Consider the following 17,545-nt stretch of genomic DNA (forward strand, 5'->3'; position numbering starts at 1 on the left):
GGTACACCCAGTACCGGGACGACCCTCCGCCTTGCGATCGCACGCACCAGACGCCGCGAGCCCCGCCCTACGGGCGAACGACGGGACTTTGCGGACACCCCCTAGGGCTGCCTCCCCGTCAGCGGGGAGGCAGCCCCCACGACGCGGTCATGCCGACCGGGGGTGGCCGAAGAGGAGGTCGAAGTCCGGCGGCAGTTGCAGCAGGACGCGCTGCATGAGGTCTTCGTCGGCGGCGTCGGCGACGACGCTGAGCACGGCGCCGACGTCCCACTTGGCGGTCTCCTCGGTGGCGCCCTCGATCCAGGCGGCCGTGGCGCGGACGAACCGTGCGGGGTCCAGCGGCTCGACGGCCTGGAGCGGGTTGAGCAGGATCAGGGCGAAGGTCTCCGGCAGATCAGCGGCCAGTTCGGCCCGTTCCTCACCGACCAGATGCGCGCCCAGCAGGGCCAGGACGACGCGGGCCGCCCGTTCCGCTTCCTGCGGTGACTCGTACTCGCCGCGCTCCTGGACCTTTGCCAGGAACGCCTCCCACAGCATGGGCGCCACAGCTGCCTCCTTCTCTTCGGAGCGCGGAGGGCGGGACCGGAGGGAGAGGCTCCCCCGTCCCCCGCCGAGGCGGGCGCGGTCCCGCTCAGCCGCGGATCTGCTTCCGCACAGTGTCCCCGCCCAGGGCGATCCTGCGGGGCTCGGCACGCTCGGCGATCGGGCTCCGCGGGTCAGGACGCCCGTCTCGTAGTCCGCCTCGTAGTCCGCCTTGGCGACCGGCCGGCGCGCGGCCCGTCGGCCCGTCGGCCCGCTGACCGCGGCACCCGCCCGCACCTGTGTCACCGTACGTCCCGGCCCCGTAGCCCAGCCTCAGCCCGTCCCCGCGTACCCCCGGATCCGCTCCAGTTCCACGGCCACATCCGTGAGCGTGGCGCAGTCCGGAACCGGCGGGAGGTCAGCGGCGGACGGGCCGGGCTCGGGCCGGCGGCCCGGGTCCTCAAGGGCGTCGGCCATCGCCGCCAGCGCCTGGCACAGCCCCTCGGACTCGGCCCGGCTCGGGCGGTGCGCACCGTGGTCGAGGCGTACCGCGCAGGCGGTCGCGGCGTCCACGATGCGTTCGGCGGCGGTGACGACGGTCAGCCAGTCGGGGTTGCGGTCGCGGGCGGCGAGGAGTTCCGCCGCGGCGGTCTCCGCGGCGGCCCTGGCCTCCCCCAGCGCCCGGTAGGCGGCGCGGCGCAGCGCCAGCCGCCGGGTGGGGTCCGCGCCCGGTTCCGCCTCCAGGACGTGCCGCAGGAACTGCTCGGTGCTGCGCAGCGCCGCGGTGACGCGGTGCCCGACCCGGCGGCGCGGATCGGCGAGCCGGGGCAGATGTCCGACCACAAGGACGATCCCGCAGGCGATGGAGGTGTCCACGATCCGCTCGGCGGCGGCCTGCGGATCGCCGCTGACATACACGAACGACAGCACCATGAGGGTGATCGCGACGGTCTGAAGGGCGAAGTGGCGGGTGGCGAACGGCAGCAGCGCACCGCCCGCGCCCGCCACCAGCGCGGGCCACCACACACCGGTCAGCAGCAGGCCCGCCCCGGCGAAGACCAGCACGCCCGCGACGGTTCCGGCGAAGCGGTTGACCGTACGGGAGAAGAGCGGGCCCAGGTCCGGCTTGACGAGGAAGGTGACGGTCGCCGGGAGCCAGTACCAGTGGTCGGCGCGGAGCAGCAGCGCCACGGCGACGCTCGCGGCGATGCAGACGGCGACCCGCAGGCCGTAGTCCCGCCCGGCCGGGCCGAACAGGCCGCGCCCGCGCCGCGTCCGTCCGCCGACGGCCCCCAGCGCCCCGCGGACCACGGCCTCGGGCCGGGCCATCCAGGCGGGACGGCCCGACGGGGACGGTGCCGGCCCGGTTGCCGCCCGCGGCTCCGGCTCCCGCCGTGCGAAGGCGACCGCGGCGTCCAGCAGGGCCTGGTCGAAGGCGCCGCGCGCGGCCGTGCTGGTCTCCGGGGCGGACAGCCGGCCCGGCGACCGCCCGGTGCGCAGGGCGTCGGCGAACCTGCGGGGGCTCTCCGCCACCCGGGACGGCAACGGGCGGGCCTCCCACAGCAGCGCCACGCTGGCCTCGCAGAGCGCGGTGGCCGCGGCGAACCGCTCGGTGAGCAGCAGCTCTTCCGTACGGGCGGACCGGCGCAGCAGCCGGCTGGTGAGGAGGCGCAGCCGCACGGCCTCGTCGGCGCGGTCCAGGGCGGTGGTGAGCCGGCGCCGGGCGGGCTCGGCCTCGGGCCCGCCGACCGCGCCCAGGGCGTCGGCGAGCGCGTCGAAGACCGTGGCGACCGCCGCCCGTTCGCCGCTGAGCGCACCGCCGGCCGGACGGGGCGGGCGCAGCACCAGCCGCAGCAGAAGCAGCCACAGGCAGCCGGCGAGGACATAGAGCGCCTTCGCCCAGGGCGCGCCGGGCAGCGGCATCCCGGCGCCCAGGATGGTGGTGGCCAGCATCTGCATGCCGGCGTTGGAGCGCACCGGGCCGGCCACACTGCCCGCGCCGGAGACGAAGCCGACGGCGAACAGCGCCGGCAGCAGCCACCAGCCCGCGTCGGCCGCCCGGAGCGAGGCACCGATCAGCATGCCGAGCGCCGAGGCGAGGGCGGGCAGGCCGATATGGACGATGCCGGTGCGCCGGGTGCCGGGGCGGTCGTTGACTCCGGCCAGCATCGAGCCGAGTCCGGCCAGGACGCCGGGCGCCGGATGGCCGGTCGCGATGCCCGCGCCCAGCAGCGGCCCCGCGCACAGCGCACCGCGGGCAACGGCCGCCCAGGGTACGGGCAGCCGCTGCCAGCGGAAGGGGTGGGCGAGCCAGGCGGGCACGGCGCGCGGCGCGCGGAGCATGAGCCTCCTCAGACGACGGCGTACGGACGGCAAGTGGTTCCGAGGGGCGTCATCGGCCGACGGTGCTGGTACCAGCCTACGGGCCGGGAGGGTCCGCTCCGCTGCCGCCGGGTTACCACAAGATCACGAACAAATGGCGGGCGGCCGGCCGGGGCACTGCCCGATCCGCGCCGCCCCGGCGGACGCCGCCCGCCAACCGGAACTCCCCGGCATCCGGCCCCCTGGCCCCGGCTCACGGCTCACGGCCCCCGGCCCCCGGCCCCCGGCCCCCGGCCCCCGGCCCCCGGCTCACCACAACCCCGCCAGCCGGTACAGCACCAGCGATCCCGCCACCGCCACGTTCAGACTGGCGCCGGTCCCGACCATCGGGATCTCCACCACCTCGTCCAGCAGGTCCAGGGCCTCGGGCGGAATCCCGTGCTGCTCGTGCCCGAGGACCATCACCGTCGGCTCCCGCGCCGCCGGCAGATCCGCCAGCCGTACCGCCTCGTCGGCGAGTTCCACCCCCACCACGCGCAGCCCCCGTGCGCGCTGCCGCTCCAGCCAGCCCACCGGATCACCGGTCCAGTGCACACAGGCGGGTCTGCGGAGCGTATTGCCGCGCTCCAGCGCCTCGGGCACCCAGGGGAAGCGCGGCACGGTCAGACAGGCGCCGACCGCGTCGCAGGTGCGCAGCAGGGTGCCGAGGTTGGCGCCGTGCAGCGGCCACAGGGGTGCGGCGTAGAGGTGGTCCCAGCAGGAGTGGGCGCGGGGCCGCCGGGCGCGGCGGAGTTCGCCGGGGGTGCGGGTACGGAAGGCGGGAGCGGGCCCCGGGCGCCGCGCACGGCCGCTCACCGCCCTGCGGAGGCGGCCCTCCGGAATGTCGTGGTGGCAGTGCGGAACCGCGGCAACATCTGCATCATCCAGGGCGCTTGGCGGCGCGCCCGGGCCATCGTCGTCCGGACCGTCACCCGGCCCGGCGGTCTGCGAAGCCGCCCCCGTCCAGGTGCGGCCGCCCCAGGTTAGGTCGCCACTCCCCCGCTGTCCTCCCCTTTTCCGCGCCCGCGCCAGCGGGTTAGCGTCCCGGCATGACGAGCAATACGGAGGGCCTGGACGTACGGGTGGTCGGCGGCGGGGTGATCGGGCTGACGTCGGCGATCGCACTGGCCGAGGACGGGCACCGGGTACGGGTACTGAGCCGGGACGCGGCCGGCGGGACGACCTCGGCGGTGGCGGGCGGGCTGTGCTGGCCGTACCGCATCCGGCCGTACGAGCAGGCGGTGGCGTGGTCCGTACGCTCCTTCCAGGTGCTCACGGCGCTCGCCGAACGGCCGGCGGAGACGGGCGCCCGGATGGTGCCGGGCACGATGACGGCCCCTACGGACGGCGGTGTCGAGGACGGCCTGGCCGCCTGGTACGACGCGGTGCCCGGTTTGCGGCGGGCGCGGCCGGAGGAGCTCCCCGAGGGCTGTGCGTCGGGGTGGCGGGCCCGTACTCCCCTGGTGGACATGCCCGCCCATCTCCGTTACCTGGAACAGCGGTTGGCGTCGGCGGGCGGGACCGTGGAGCGGCGCGAGGTCAGCTCGCTGGAGGAGGCCGGAGCGGCGGCGGACGTGGTCGTCAACTGCTCGGGACTCGGCGCTCGCGCTCTGGTACCCGACCCGGAAGTCCATCCGGTCCAGGGCCAGTTGGTGATCGTGGAGAACCCCGGCATCGAGGAGTGGTCCGTCTCGGCCGATACGGGGGCGTCGGACACCACATATCTGCTGCCCCAGCCGTACGGCCTGGTGCTGGGAGGTACCGCGCGGGAGAACGCCTGGTCCCGGGAGCCCGATCCGGCGGTGGCTGCGGCCATCGTGGCGCGCGCCGCCCGGGGCTTCCCGGAGCTGGCGCGGGCCCGGGTCCTGGCCCACAAGGTGGGGTTGCGCCCGGCCCGTCCGGCGGTGCGGCTGACGGCGGAGCGGCTCTCCGGCGGCCTGCCGTGCGTCCACAACTACGGGCACGGGGGTGCGGGCGTGACCGTGGCGTGGGGGTGCGCGGACGAGGTGCTGCGGAGGGTACGGGAGGTCCAGGAGGGCCGCGGACCGGTAGGCGGGTAAGTACGGCGCGGTCTTCCCGGGGCCTTCCCGGACCGGAATCCGTCCTTTCGGTCGAGCAGCAGGCGGACGAACGGAATTCACCGCCCCGAGGGCGCATCCATTCGCCCGTCTCATGCGTCCTATGAGCAAGCGCCATTTCTATATGGCCGCACTTCAGGGATATTTGGAGTATCCATTTTGAAAAACGGCATTAAGGGCATTCGTCGCGTTTCCGCGGTCGCTGTCACCGCGGGAGCCGTTCTGACGGCCGGGGCGTTCACCGCTCCCGCGCAGGCCGCTGCGCCCACGACTCCCACGATCGCCGCCAAGGGCGGCTTCGTGATGAACAACGGCACGGGGAAGACCCTCTTCACCAAGGCCGCGGACACCCGTCGCTCCACCGGCTCCACCACCAAGATCATGACGGCTCGGGTGGTGCTGGCACAGTCGAACCTCAACCTTGATTCCAAGGTGACGGTCCAGAAGGCGTACAGCGACTACATCGTCGACAACAACTGGGCCTCCTCGGCCAAGCTGATCGTCGGCGACAAGGTCACCGTCCGCCAGCTGCTGTACGGGCTGATGCTCCCGTCCGGCTGCGACGCGGCGTACGCGCTGGCCGACAAGTTCGGCAGCGGCTCCACCCGGGCCGCGCGGGTCCAGTCGTTCATCGGCAAGATGAACTCCACGGCCAGGTCGCTCGGCATGACGAACACGCACTTCGACTCGTTCGACGGCATCGGCAGGGGCGCGAACTACTCGACTCCGCGCGACCTGACCAAGCTCGCCTCCAACGCGATGAAGTACTCCACGTTCCGTACGGTCGTGAAGACGAAGTCGACCACGCAGAAGGTCACGACGAAGAGCGGTGGCTACCGCAACATGTCGTGGACCAACACCAACGCGCTGCTCGGCAGCTACTCGGGCACCCTCGGCGTCAAGACGGGCTCCGGCCCGGAGGCCAAGTACTGCCTGGTCTTCGCCGCCACCCGCGGTGGCAAGACGGTCATCGGCACGGTTCTCGCCTCCACTTCGGTGACGAACCGCACCGCTGACGCGAAGAAGCTGATGGACTACGGCTTCAAGAAGTAACCCGGGACAGGCGTGGGGCCTGCGCACGACCTTCCGGTCGGGCGCAGGCCCCTTCGTCATCCGGCCGCCGGCACCTCGCCAGGGCCGTACGACGCCGCTCCGGAGACGGCCTAACCGCCGCTCTTCACTCCGACGCCGTGGTCCTCGCCGGTACCGCTGCCGTTCTCCACGTCGTCCCCGTTGCCGTTGCCGCCGGGTCCGATCTGGATCTCGAAGTCACCGTCGTACTGCTCATGGCCCGCGATCACGGCCAGTTCGACGACCTCCGCGCCCTTCTGGCCGCGCACGATCAGCGGATCGCTGCGCAGATCGCGCATCAGCGCCCAGCACATGGCGATCATCACGACCATGAACGGCACCGCGACCAGAATCGTCAGATTCTGGAGGCCGGTCAGCGCATCGCCCGAGCCACCACCGATCAACAGCATGATCGCGGCGACCGCACCGGTCACCACTCCCCAGAAGATCACCACGAGCCGGGTCGGCTCGAAGGTCCCCTTCTGCGAGAGGGTGCCCATGACGATGGACGCGGCATCGGCACCGGACACGAAGAAGATGCCGACCAGGATCATGACGAGAATGCTCATGACCGTGGCGAGCGGGTACTGGTGCAGCACGTCGAAGAGCTGGCCTTCGGGAGTGCTCGACCCGCTGAGCTGCTTGGAGTCCTGGAGCTTCATGGCCGAGCCGCCGAACACCGCGAACCACGCCAGGCTGACCACGCTCGGGACGAGGATGACCCCGCCGATGAACTGGCGGATGGTCCGGCCCCGGCTGATCCGGGCGATGAACATACCCACGAACGGCGTCCAGGAGATCCACCACGCCCAGTAGAAGACCGTCCAGCTGCGCAGCCAGCCGCCCACCTCGTCGCCGCTGCTGGCCTCTGTACGGCCCGCGAGCTGCGGCAGCTCGCCGATGAACGAACCGAGGGAGGTCGGCAGCAGGTTGAGGATGAGGATGGTCGGCCCGACCACGAACACGAAGACCGCCAGGATGACCGCCAGCACCATATTGATGTTGGACAGCATCTGGACGCCCTTGGCGATACCGGAGACCGCGGACAGGATGAAGGCGATGGTCAGCACGGTGATGACACCGACCAGCAGGGTGGTGCTGACGCTGTCCATCCAGCCGAGGACCTTGATGCCGCTGCCGATCTGGAGCGCACCGAGCCCCAGCGAGGCCGCCGATCCGAAGAGGGTGGCGAAGATGGCCAGGATGTCGATGACCCGGCCGCCCCAGCCGTTCGCCCGCCGGGTGCCGATCAGTGGCGTGAACACCGCGCTTATCGTCTGCCGCCTCCCCCGCCGGAAGCAGCTGTAAGCGATGGCCAGACCAACGACCGCATAGATCGCCCAGGGGTGCAGCGTCCAGTGGAACATCGTGGTGGCCATCGCGGTGTCCATCGCCTGGGCGGCGTCCTTCGGATCGGTGCCCGGCGGTGGGGTGCTGAAGTGCCCCAGCGGCTCACTGACGCCGTAGAACATCAAACCGATGCCCATGCCCGCGCTGAACATCATCGCGATCCATGACACGGTGCGGAATTCGGGCTCCTCGCCCTCCTTGCCGAGCGTGATCCGGCCGTACTTGCTGACCGCCAGCCAAATCGCAAAGATCACAAATCCGGAGGCGGAGAGCACGAAAGCCCATCCACCGTTGTCGATCACCCAGTTCAGCATCGAGGTCGATGCGCTCTTGAGGGATTCGGTGGACGACGCTCCCCACGCGATGAAGGCGAGGGTGAGCAGCGAGGTCACACCGAAGACCACACGGTCGGTCTGTGGGGGCCCTTGATGCTGCGGCTCGTCGGGGACGTCCGTCACGGATGGCGTGCCACCCCCGTCTCCGGCTTCTCTGACTGTGTCCGACACGTGTCAACCTTTCAATGGGCCATATTTTCCTTACCCGTTACCCCCTACCACACGACGGCAGACGTTGAGGGGCGTCGCGACCGTAAGGTGATAACCGGCCCTCCGGTCCAACAGCAGCGGAATGAGCTTCCGCAGCGGTTGGCGCAGCGGCACGACGACGCCGTCACGGTCCCGGCGCCACACCACTCCGTGCCTCACCAGTTCTTCCCTGACCTGCGCAAACTGTCCCTCTTCAAGACGGTAGGCGCAAGGCGGATGAACCAGGATCTCTGGGTCGGTGGCCGGTTCGTTATCCGCGCCGCCGAGGTACACCGGACCGTGATCGGTATAGCCCGCGAGCCGGGCCGCGGTGGTGGCCGCCTCGATCCGTGACCGGTGCCGGCCGAGAAAGGTGACGGCGCCGTCCAGCGCGGCCAGCTGGGAGTCCACCCGGCGGCGGTTGTTGAGCGCGGGGTCGGCCTTCTCGGCCTCGGTGAGCGCATCGACCCGGGTCTCGACGAGCAGTCCGACCGAGCCCTTGACACCCGCGGTGTTGCGCAGGATCCGCTCCTGGCCGTCGCCCGCGACCTGCTTGACGGGATCACCGGTCTCCGGGTCGGTCCAGATGCCGTAGACGCCGGTGGAGAAGCCCGCCCGCTGGACGGCGGGGCGCACGAAGTCCTGGGAGAGCGCGGCCGCTTCCCGGTGCACCCCGTCCGCGGTGTTGAGGTTGCGCGGCCACAGCGACAGCACGTCCTTCATGTAATACGGGACCGTGGGACCGTATTCATGCAGGTCGTAGATGGTGTCGGGGCGGTAGTCGCGGATGACCTCGGCCATCGCCCGGCCCTCAGGGGTGCGCAGGGCGATGTGATCGCGGTTGATGTCCGTGCCGTCGGCGTTGCCGCGGGTGTCCGCGGCCCGGCCGTCGGGGTTGGCGGTCGGGACCACCAGCACGCTGGTGCGTTCCAGGAAGCGCCGGGTCGCCGGGTCCTTGGCGTAGGCGAGATTGCGGACGGTGGTCAGACATGCCTCGCGCCCGGAGGGCTCGTCACCGTGCTGGGAGCAGATCAGCAGCACGGAGTTGCCGCGGCGGACCTGCGGCGGGCGCTCGGGGGCGGGGGCGCCGATCCGGACGAGCCGCAGCGGGCGGCCCTGCCCGGTGGTGCCGATCCGGTCGATCCGTACGCGCACCGAGCCCCGGTCGACGGCCCTGAGGAAGTCCTGTTCCTCGGCCTGGCCGGTCCAGCGGGCGCCATGGCTGATCTCGAATCCCGTACGGGGTGCGGGAGTTGCGGCAGCGGCGGGTGCGGGCGGCGGGGTCGCGCCGAGGGTGGCCGTCAGCCCGATGGCCAGCGGCCCGGCGGCGAGGCGGTGGGGGCGGGGTATCACGAGGAGGAGCCTCCCTTGGGTGAGCGGTGGAGAGGGGGACCGGGTGGGGCCGCCGCGAGGCGACGGCCCCGGGTGGTCATCCCACGGCCGGCAGCCGGCTGGCCGAGCGCGGCGGGGCGATGCCGTCCAGCGGTGCCGCGGCGTCCGGATGCCCCGGTGCGCCCGCGGTGGCCCGTACGAAGGCCGCTGTGCCGCCGGTCAGCGGGAGTTCGGCGGAGGTACGGGACAGGTCGAGGGTGAGCTTCGGGGTGGACGCGGGCGGGTCGATCAGACCGGCGTCGGTGCCGGCCACGATGAGCGCGAGCCGGTGCCCGGCGGGCACGAGGTGATCGCTCGCGGCCAGGTCCAGGGTGAGGGTGTAGGGCTTGCCCGGGGTGAGCGGGCGGCCCTTGTGGGCGTCGGCGTAGTTGCCGAGGTCGGCCCAGCCGCGGCTGAAGACGGTGTGGGCGACCTTCCGGGTGTCGGCGGCGGTCTCCTTGAAGCAGCCGGTGTCGCCCGTGGTTCCGGCGCCCCAGCAGGTGCGCCGGTCGAGGGTGGTGATGCCCTCGCCGTCGGCCGCGTAGTCGCGGATGGTGGCGGGGCCGAGGTCGGCCAGGACGGCGGAGAGATGGGCGGTCGAGGTGCTCGGGGTGACGGTCACGGTCACCGTGCCGGAGCCGGACAGCCGCAGCGGCGCGCGCAGCGGCCCGGTGCGGAACCCGGCCTTGGCGGCGGTCGGGGTATCGATCCGGGCCGCCCAGTCGGCCTCGCTCAGCTTCGGGTCATCGGTGAAGGCCGCGGTCGCGCCGTGCGGCGCCTTACGGGTCCCCAGCACTCCGACGCCGGGTGCGCTGCCGCCGCGCGGCCGCAGTGTGGTGGGCGCGGTGCCGGGAGCGGGCCACTGCGGGTCGGTGGACCACTTGTCGGGCGAGCGCTCGATATCGGCCATCGGGGTGCGCTCGATGCCGTTGTCGTAGCCCAGCAAATAGTGGTCGAACCAGTGGTGCAGGGTCTTGACCCAGGCGCTGCGCCGGTAGTCGAACGGGTCGACATGCCCGGTCTGGGAGAGCCAGATCTTGCGCTCGACGCCGTGCCGGGCGAGCGCGTCCCACCACTGCCCGGCGTGCCGGGTCCGGACGTTGAGGTCCTGCATGCCGTGCACCAGGAGCACGCTGGCCCGGACCCGGTCCGCGTGGCGGACGTAGTCGCGCTCGCGCCACAGGCTGGTCCAGTCGCCGGTACGGGGCGCCCCGTCGGCGAGCTTCTTCTGCACGGCGGCGCAGCGCTTGCGTGCGTCGGGGCTGTCGACGACACCGGCGAGGGAGTCCGGCCCCGAGTCATAGAGCGGGGCGCCCTTGGCGAAGTAGTAGTCGTACCAGGAGGAGATGCCGGCGATCGGGACGATGGTCTTCAGCCCCTGGACGCCGGTGGCCGCGACGCCGTTGGCGATGGTGGCGTCCCAGCTCTTGCCGATCATGCCGGTGCTGCCGTTGGACCAGCCGGCCGTGACGGGTCTGCCTCCCGTACGGGTGGTGTAGGCGCGGCCTCTGCCGCCGAGCCAGTCGACGACGGCCCTGGCGGACCGGATGTCGGAGCGGCCGCCGACGTCGGAGCAGCCGTCCGAGCGGTTGGTGCCCGCGAGGTCGACCAGGACCGTCGCATAGCCGCGCGGCACGAAGTAGTTGTCGTAGAAGAGCGGGAATCCGACCGGCCGCCCCCGGTCGTCGTAGGTCTTCTTCTGGCTCTCGTTGCCGCGCCCGCAGCAGGAGTAGTAGGGACTGGCGTCCATGATCACGGGGATCCGCCGGCCCCGCTGCGCCGGTTCGGCGGGCCGCACGATGTCGACGGCGACGCGGTCGGTTCTCCCGTCCGCGTCGCCGTCCAGCCGTGTGTCCACCCAGACCGATTCGCGTATCGCGCGGTCGTAGGAGTAGACGGGTCTGCTCTCGGCGGGCGCCGCCTGCGCGGCGGCCGGCCCGATCAGGGTGGACAGCAGGGCGGCGACGGCCGCCGCCACGAGCGCTGTGAAGGGGATGCGGGGGATCCGCGCAGGATTCGTCACGGGCGGACGGTAGCGCGGCCCAACTCCCCTGCGTAAGGGCGTGTCCGGGCACCGCGGGCCACCCGCGGCCGAAAACAGGTCCATGGGTAGCTTTTTCGTCCCACGGGCGGTCCAAAGTCCCGGGTGTCGCGAGCGCGCCGGCGCCCGCCGCGGACCGCGGCGGAGGGGCCGGCGGACAGGAGTGACGGATGAGGGTTCATGTCGGTCATGTGTCAGATCAGGCCATGTACATGACGCTGACCGGGCGCAGTACATAGGGTCTGAACAGAGCCATCCCCCCTACGAGTTGGAGGACTCGTGCGTCACAGACTCCTCGTCCCGGGCGCGGTCGCACTCAGCCTGCTGCTGGCCATCCCGGCCTCCGCCGCCGACTTCACCCCGGGCGCTCCGGGTGTGGGCGACACCTACTACCCGGAGAGCGGAAACGGCGGATACGACGTTTCCCACTACGATCTGCGGCTCAAGTACCAGCCGAAGACGGACCTGCTGGAGGGCACGGCCACCCTGCTGGCCACCACCACCCAGGATCTCTCCCGCTTCAACCTGGACTTCGGCCTCAAGGTCAGTGAGATCCGGATCAACGGCAAGAAGGCGTCCTTCGCCACCTCCGGCAAGCACGAGCTGGAGGTCACTCCGGCCACGCCGCTGGAGAAGGGCAAGCAGATCAGCGTCGTGGTGCGCTACGCGGGCAAGCCCTCCGAGCTCAAGATAGACAACTACAGCGCCTGGGCCCGTACCCCCGACGGCGGGGTGATCGCACAGGAGCCGGACGCCGCCGTGTGGTGGTTCCCGAGCAATGACCACCCCACCGACAAGGCGACGTACGACATCTCGGTCGCGGTCCCGGACGGCACCCAGGCGCTGAGCAACGGTGTGCTGGCCTCGCAGTCCTCCAAGCTGGGCTGGACGCGCTACAACTGGCGCTCGGACAAGCCGCAGGCGACGTATCTGACGACGCTGGCCGTCGGCAAGTTCGACATCACCACCGACAAGACCGCGAACGGCCTGCCGGTCATCAACGCCGTCAGCAAGGACCTCGGCGCGAACGAGGGCTCGGCGAAGGCGAGCATCGAGCGCACCACCGAGATCACCGAGTGGCTGGAGAGCGTCTTCGGTGCCTACCCGTTCAACGCCGTGGGCGGCTATGTGCCGAACGTGCCGGCCGGATACGCGCTGGAGACCCAGACCCGCCCGTTCTACGGGAAGAAGGCGTTCGACCGCGGCACGAACGTCTCCGTCGTGGTGCACGAGCTGGCCCACCAGTGGTACGGCGACAGCGTCTCGCTGAAGGACTGGAAGGACATCTGGATCAACGAGGGCTTCGCCGCCTACAGCCAGTGGCTGTGGTCGGAGAAGGAGGGCGAGGGCACCGCCCAGGAGCTGGCTGACTACGTCTACGCCCAGCACCCGGCCGACGACCCGTTCTGGAAGGTCAAGCCGGGCAACCCGGGCGCGGAGAACCAGTTCGACGGCGCGGTCTACGACCGTGGCGCGCTGACCCTCCAGGCGCTCCGCAACAAGGTCGGCGACAAGGCGTTCTTCGGCCTCCTGAAGTCCTGGCCGACGGAGAACCGGTACGGCAACGCGTCGGTCGCCGACTTCGTGAAGTTCGCCGAGAAGAAGACCGGCAAGCAGCTGGCCGGGTTCTTCGACACCTGGCTCTTCCAGCCGTCCCGGCCCTCCGCGGGGGCGGCCAAGCAGGCCCTCGGCGCCTCACAAGCGCCGGTCGCCGAGCCCACGTCGTGGAAGCGGATCGCTGCCACGCACCACGTGCACGGGCACTGAGCCGGTGGACGGGCGCTGAACGAGACGGAGCCGGGCACCCCCGGCTCCGTACGCGCACCGCGTCGCTACCGGCGCGCCGCCTGCCTGGCCCGGCGCGCGATCGGCATGAACCGCAGCCGCTCGGGGAGCACCGGCACCACGGCGCGCACGACCCGGCCGAAACGGCGCAGGGTGCGCTCCTGGGCGTCCGTCCACTCCAGCCCGATGGCCTGCCGGGCGTCCGGCGGCATCAGACCGATCGTGAGAAAGCGCCGGACGCGGGCGAACCGCGGGCGCAGCCACGGCCAGGCCACACGCAGCAGCAGCCGCAGCCAGCGCGGGCCGCGGTCGGGAACCGGCAGCGGCGGGTCGGTCGCCAGCAACTCCCCGACCACCACGGTCTCTTCGAGTTCATTGTCGAGGACCTTCTGGTAATACGGCCAGAACTCCTCGATCGTCTGCGGCATATCGCGGTCATGGATCCCCAGGATCCGCCCCACCTGGAGCCACTCCGCGTACAGCGCCCGCTCCTGCGCCTCGGTGAAGGGGCGGCCCAGATACTGCTGCGCGTGCCGGAAGACGGGGTAACCGGTGGCGTGCACCCAGGCGTAGTAGGCAGGGGTGAGTGCGTGGTAAGCGCGGCCGTGTGCGTCGGTCCCCTGGATGGTCTTGTGCAGCGCGCGCAGCCGCCGCCCCTCCGCGGCCGCCGCCTCCCCTCCGTACACCCACAGCTGGAGCGAGGTCAGGGACCGCTCGCCGCGCCCCCAGGGGTCCGTACGGAACACGGAGTGGTCGTCCACCCCGGCGCCCACCGCCGGATGGGCGACCTGCATGGCCAGCGCGGCCGGCAGGGTCAGCAGCATGCGGATGTCCCCGGCCAGCGACCAGAGCACACCTCCGACCGGCGGGGGATTCGGGTCACTTTTTACCGTAATCATGGTATTAATCATCATACGGTGACTCTCCGCGATCGGCGGACGCGGGGCCCGCTCCCCGCCGCCGCATCCCCCGCATACCGCCGAACCGGCCCACGGCACTCCACCGCAGCATGACCCCATTCAGGCCGGAGGATACCGAAAGCATCCGCACGGACACGCGAGTTGGACGCGGACGGGAACACACGGTTCCGCGCCCGGGGCGAGCGTCGGCGGAGGGAGCGGAAGGGCGCCCGAGCCGGGCGAGCGGCGGAGTGTACGTCGTCACTCGACACCCGGCCGTATGGCGTCGCCCCACCGAAATCACCGTGATCCCACGGCGGACATTCACCTCCAAGAGTGGTTTCGCCACGCGATAAAGCCCCGAGCTGGGGCGATCAAATCACCACTTTCCCCACTAGACACACATGGTGACAAAGACGTTACGGAACGCGACACTCGCAATGTTCCTCCGAACCACCCGAAAGGAGCAACTCATGTCCTGTCCCCCGCCCTGTCCGCCGCCGGTCGATGCCCGGAAGGCGCTCGACTTCCTGCGGACCAGCGGACTCGTCGACCTCAACGTTCCGCTCGAGCGAGTCGTCAACCAGGTCAGCCAACTCGACGACGTGGCCGGCTACGTACTCGCCTGGGAGCGGTACGTGCTCGTAGTCGCCAACCAGGTCGCGGAAGACGACTCCACCGCGGGCAACTGAGCCATTGATCACGACGGTCGCCGGGAGGCATTCAGTGGACACGACGCAGCCCGGTGACGGATCGTCACAAAGGCGCGCGGTGGAGACCCGGGCCCTCGCCTGGCTCGCTGCGCGCCGCACTCTGATCGATCCGGCCGAAGCCGCCGCGGACCGGGTGCTGTTCGCCCGCAAGGCCCTCATCGAAACGGCGTTCCTGGTGGGACTGCGGGCCCGCCTCGACCCCGAACCACTCGACGGCGACTACGCGGCCCTCCTCGATCAGGTCGAGGAGATCGCGGGCCGCCCCTCCTACCGGGAACTGCTCGCCCGGGACGAAGCCGCCCTCCTGCTGTACGCGGGAACCTATGCGGCACTCCGGCTCTGCGGACGCGAGGACCCGGAGTTCCGGCGGCTGATCGCGCAGGCCGCGGCCGGCGGATATGCGGCGGCCTTCGAGCGGATTCCCTACCGGCAGCTCGATCTGCTGCACACCCTGGAGCTGTGCGGTGTTCCGCACCCGCTGCCCGCCATGGACGAGGTCCTGCCGTTCACCCTGCTCTGCAACCGCCCGAACGTCCTCAAGCTCACCGATCGCGACATCTACGCGATCACCCACACGATCTTCTACGCCACGGATTTCGGTCTCCGTGAGCCGCGCTGGCCAGGCGGCTTCGATCCGGCCGCGGCGGTGGAGCTGCTCGAAGCGCTCCTCGTGCTCACCCTCGGCCAGGAGAACGCCGACCTGGTCGGGGAGCTGCTGTGCTGTCTGCTCTGCCTCGGGGTCCGGGACTCCGAGGAAGCCCGCCGGGCCTGGGAGTTCCTCGCGGCGGTACAAGAAGCCGACGGGCGGGTCAACGGGCCGCCGGGGGTGGTCCACCCCGGACTCGCCGACGGCGACGACGCGTACCGGCACTGGGCCACCGGCTACCACACCACCATCGTCGCTGCCCTGGCCGCGCTCCTGGACCGCAGCCCCCGGGTGGTGCGGCGGCCCCGGCCGTCCGTAGCGACGCCGCACTCGGCCGTGGACGAGCCGCTCCGGCGGGCCGTGGTGTGGCTGGCGGACACGAGCGGGCGCCACGACCCGGCCGGCTGCCTGCCCGCCGCCGCGGCCGTCGCGTATGCCGCCGAGGCCCTGGGCGAACCCGGGCTCGCCCGCCCCCTGTTGCTCGATTTCTCCGCGCGTCTCGCGGACGCGGACGCGGAGGTGTGGCAGCGGCACGGTATGGAGGTCGTCGGCGCCTTCGCGTCCGGTCTGCGGGCCCACGGGATTCCCTGCGCCTCGCTCGACCTGTTCCTCAAGTCCACCGTCGCCGCCGTCGAACTCCTGGACCGGGTGCCCCCGCAGGCAATGCACAACGTCCAGCGCCTGGTCGGCCTGGGGCTGCTCGCCCCGCAGCGCGCGGCCGCACTGACCGGTGGCGCGGACGCGCCGCCCCCGGCACCGGAGACGGCCGTCACCGACCTGCCCGGCGCCTGGAAGGAATATCACCTGGGGCGGATCGCCGGCTTCATCCGGGACTCGGCCCGCAGCGGGCGGGCGCGGCACCGCATCACCCGTGACGCCGTCTCCTTCCTCCTCGCCCAGCAGAGCTCATGCGGTGCGTTCGGCCGCCCGGCCTGCGACGAACCGTCAAGCCGCGAACGGGCGTTGCTGTCCTGGACCCAAAGCGCCGTCACCGCGCTGGCCGCCGTGCACACGGCCCGCGGCGCGGCGCTCACGGACCCGCGGTCCGGCTCCTGACCGAGGCGCTACGGCAAGAGCCTCGGCCCGTCCATCTCGTACCCCCCAGACGGTTACCTGGAAGTAACCCCAACTGCTTGGATAAGCGACGCTGGTTCACGTCCCCACCCCACAGGGAGATTCAGTGTCGCACTCCGCGCTGCGCATACCCCGGATCGCCGCCCTCGCCACGGCCCTCGCCGCGGTCACGGTGACGGCCACGGCCCCCTCCGCGTCGGCCGCCGCCACGCCCCGTCTGAAGGTGCTCAGCTACAACGTCTTCCTCATGAGCAAGAACCTCTACCCCAACTGGGGGCAGGACCACCGCGCCCAGGCGATCACGGACGCGGACTTCTTCCAGGGCCAGGACGTCGTCGTGCTCCAGGAAGCGTTCGACAACTCCTCGTCCGAGACGCTGAAGTCCCGGGCCGCGACGCAATATCCGCACCAGACCCCGGTGATGGGCCGGAGCCGCAGCGGCTGGGACGCCACCGGCGGCGCCTACTCCGCCACGACCCCGGAGGACGGCGGGGTGACGCTGCTGAGCAAGTGGCCGATCCTGCGCAAGGAGCAGTACGTCTACAAGGACGCCTGCGGTGCGGACTACTTCTCCAACAAGGGCTTCGTTTATGCGGTGTTGGACGTCAACGGCACCAGGGTGCATGTGGTCGGCACCCACACCCAGTCCACCGACTCGGGCTGCAAGGCGGGCGAGGCGGCCGACGACCGTGCCAAGCAGCTCAAGGAGGTGGACGCGTTCCTGGACGCCAAGAACATCCCGGCGGACGAAGAGGTCATCGTCGCGGGCGATCTGAACGTCGACTCCCACAGCGCCGAGTACGACGCGCTGCTCAGCAATGCCGACCTGGCGCCCGCCGACGGCCGCACGGGCCACCCCTACTCCTTCGACACCCAGGACAACTCCATCGCGAAGTACCGCTACCCGGACGACCCCCGCGAGGACCTGGACTACGTCCTGTACCGCAACGGCCACGCCCGTCCCGCCGGATGGCGGAACACCGTGGTCAAGGAGGAGTCGGCGCCCTGGACGGTCTCCAGCTGGGGCAAGGACTACACGTACACCAATCTCTCGGATCACTACCCTGTCGTGGGCACCGTCGGCTAGTTGACCTTGGCGGCGTGAGCGGG

Annotated in this window: 13 protein-coding genes; 6 read left to right on the forward strand and 7 right to left on the reverse strand. The window is 71.4% G+C overall.

Features of this window, described 5'->3' with window-relative positions; genetic code table 11:
• Positions 1-147: 147 nt before the first annotated feature.
• The 3 genes from ACFWJW_RS11535 to ACFWJW_RS11545 all read right to left on the reverse strand — a co-directional run bounded on the left by ACFWJW_RS11535 (position 148) and on the right by ACFWJW_RS11545 (position 3,699).
• A complete protein-coding gene (locus ACFWJW_RS11535; protein ID WP_387238597.1) occupies positions 148-537 on the reverse strand; it encodes a DUF2267 domain-containing protein in 390 nt (129 codons plus the stop codon).
• Between the two features lie 318 nt (positions 538-855).
• The gene (locus ACFWJW_RS11540; protein ID WP_387238191.1) at positions 856-2,865 is read right to left on the reverse strand and encodes an FUSC family protein; all 2,010 of its coding nucleotides are present in this window, start codon (positions 2,863-2,865) and stop codon (positions 856-858) included.
• A gap of 288 nt (positions 2,866-3,153) precedes the next feature.
• Complete coding sequence (locus ACFWJW_RS11545; protein ID WP_387238194.1) at positions 3,154-3,699, reverse strand: TrmH family RNA methyltransferase; 546 nt, start codon at positions 3,697-3,699, stop codon at positions 3,154-3,156.
• Between the two features lie 233 nt (positions 3,700-3,932).
• Between ACFWJW_RS11545 and ACFWJW_RS11550 the strand changes: the two genes are divergently transcribed.
• Together ACFWJW_RS11550 and ACFWJW_RS11555 are read left to right on the forward strand one after the other, a co-directional pair.
• Positions 3,933-4,943 carry an FAD-dependent oxidoreductase gene (locus tag ACFWJW_RS11550; protein WP_387238197.1) on the forward strand — a complete coding sequence of 337 codons (1,011 nt, stop codon included), beginning with the start codon at positions 3,933-3,935 and terminating at the stop codon, positions 4,941-4,943.
• A 177-nt stretch (positions 4,944-5,120) separates the two neighbouring features.
• Complete coding sequence (locus tag ACFWJW_RS11555) at positions 5,121-6,014, forward strand: D-alanyl-D-alanine carboxypeptidase family protein (protein ID WP_387238200.1); 894 nt, start codon at positions 5,121-5,123, stop codon at positions 6,012-6,014.
• 110 nt (positions 6,015-6,124) lie between these two features.
• Here the strand turns inward: ACFWJW_RS11555 and ACFWJW_RS11560 are convergent, their stop codons facing one another.
• The 3 genes from ACFWJW_RS11560 to ACFWJW_RS11570 form a co-directional block, all read right to left on the reverse strand.
• Positions 6,125-7,840, reverse strand: coding sequence for a BCCT family transporter (locus tag ACFWJW_RS11560; RefSeq protein ID WP_387238203.1), 1,716 nt, complete (start codon positions 7,838-7,840; stop codon positions 6,125-6,127).
• Between the two features lie 78 nt (positions 7,841-7,918).
• The gene (locus ACFWJW_RS11565; protein ID WP_387238206.1) at positions 7,919-9,259 is read right to left on the reverse strand and encodes a M14 family metallocarboxypeptidase; all 1,341 of its coding nucleotides are present in this window, start codon (positions 9,257-9,259) and stop codon (positions 7,919-7,921) included.
• A gap of 76 nt (positions 9,260-9,335) precedes the next feature.
• Positions 9,336-11,384, reverse strand: a complete 2,049-nt coding sequence (locus tag ACFWJW_RS11570) for a Xaa-Pro dipeptidyl-peptidase (protein WP_387238208.1) — start codon at positions 11,382-11,384, stop codon at positions 9,336-9,338.
• A gap of 213 nt (positions 11,385-11,597) precedes the next feature.
• On the opposite strand from ACFWJW_RS11570, the gene ACFWJW_RS11575 reads away from it, so the two are divergent.
• Positions 11,598-13,085: a M1 family metallopeptidase gene (locus tag ACFWJW_RS11575; protein ID WP_387238211.1), complete on the forward strand. Its 1,488-nt coding sequence runs from the start codon at positions 11,598-11,600 to the stop codon at positions 13,083-13,085.
• A 65-nt stretch (positions 13,086-13,150) separates the two neighbouring features.
• On the opposite strand, the gene ACFWJW_RS11580 is transcribed toward ACFWJW_RS11575, so the two are convergent.
• A complete protein-coding gene (locus ACFWJW_RS11580; RefSeq protein ID WP_387238214.1) occupies positions 13,151-14,002 on the reverse strand; it encodes an oxygenase MpaB family protein in 852 nt (283 codons plus the stop codon).
• Positions 14,003-14,475: 473 nt separating this feature from the next.
• Here ACFWJW_RS11580 and ACFWJW_RS11585 point away from each other — a divergent pair, with 473 nt between their 5' ends.
• From ACFWJW_RS11585 to sph, 3 genes are all read left to right on the forward strand, one after another.
• The gene (locus tag ACFWJW_RS11585) at positions 14,476-14,694 is read left to right on the forward strand and encodes a hypothetical protein (RefSeq protein ID WP_387238217.1); all 219 of its coding nucleotides are present in this window, start codon (positions 14,476-14,478) and stop codon (positions 14,692-14,694) included.
• A 79-nt stretch (positions 14,695-14,773) separates the two neighbouring features.
• Positions 14,774-16,417 carry a DUF6895 family protein gene (locus ACFWJW_RS11590; protein ID WP_387238220.1) on the forward strand — a complete coding sequence of 548 codons (1,644 nt, stop codon included), beginning with the start codon at positions 14,774-14,776 and terminating at the stop codon, positions 16,415-16,417.
• Positions 16,418-16,541: 124 nt separating this feature from the next.
• Positions 16,542-17,522, forward strand: coding sequence for a sphingomyelin phosphodiesterase (gene sph, locus ACFWJW_RS11595; RefSeq protein WP_387238223.1), 981 nt, complete (start codon positions 16,542-16,544; stop codon positions 17,520-17,522).
• Positions 17,523-17,545: the final 23 nt, after the last annotated feature.

Source organism: Streptomyces sp. NPDC127097 (assembly GCF_042724075.1).
Classification (GTDB): Bacteria; Actinomycetota; Actinomycetes; order Streptomycetales; family Streptomycetaceae; genus Streptomyces.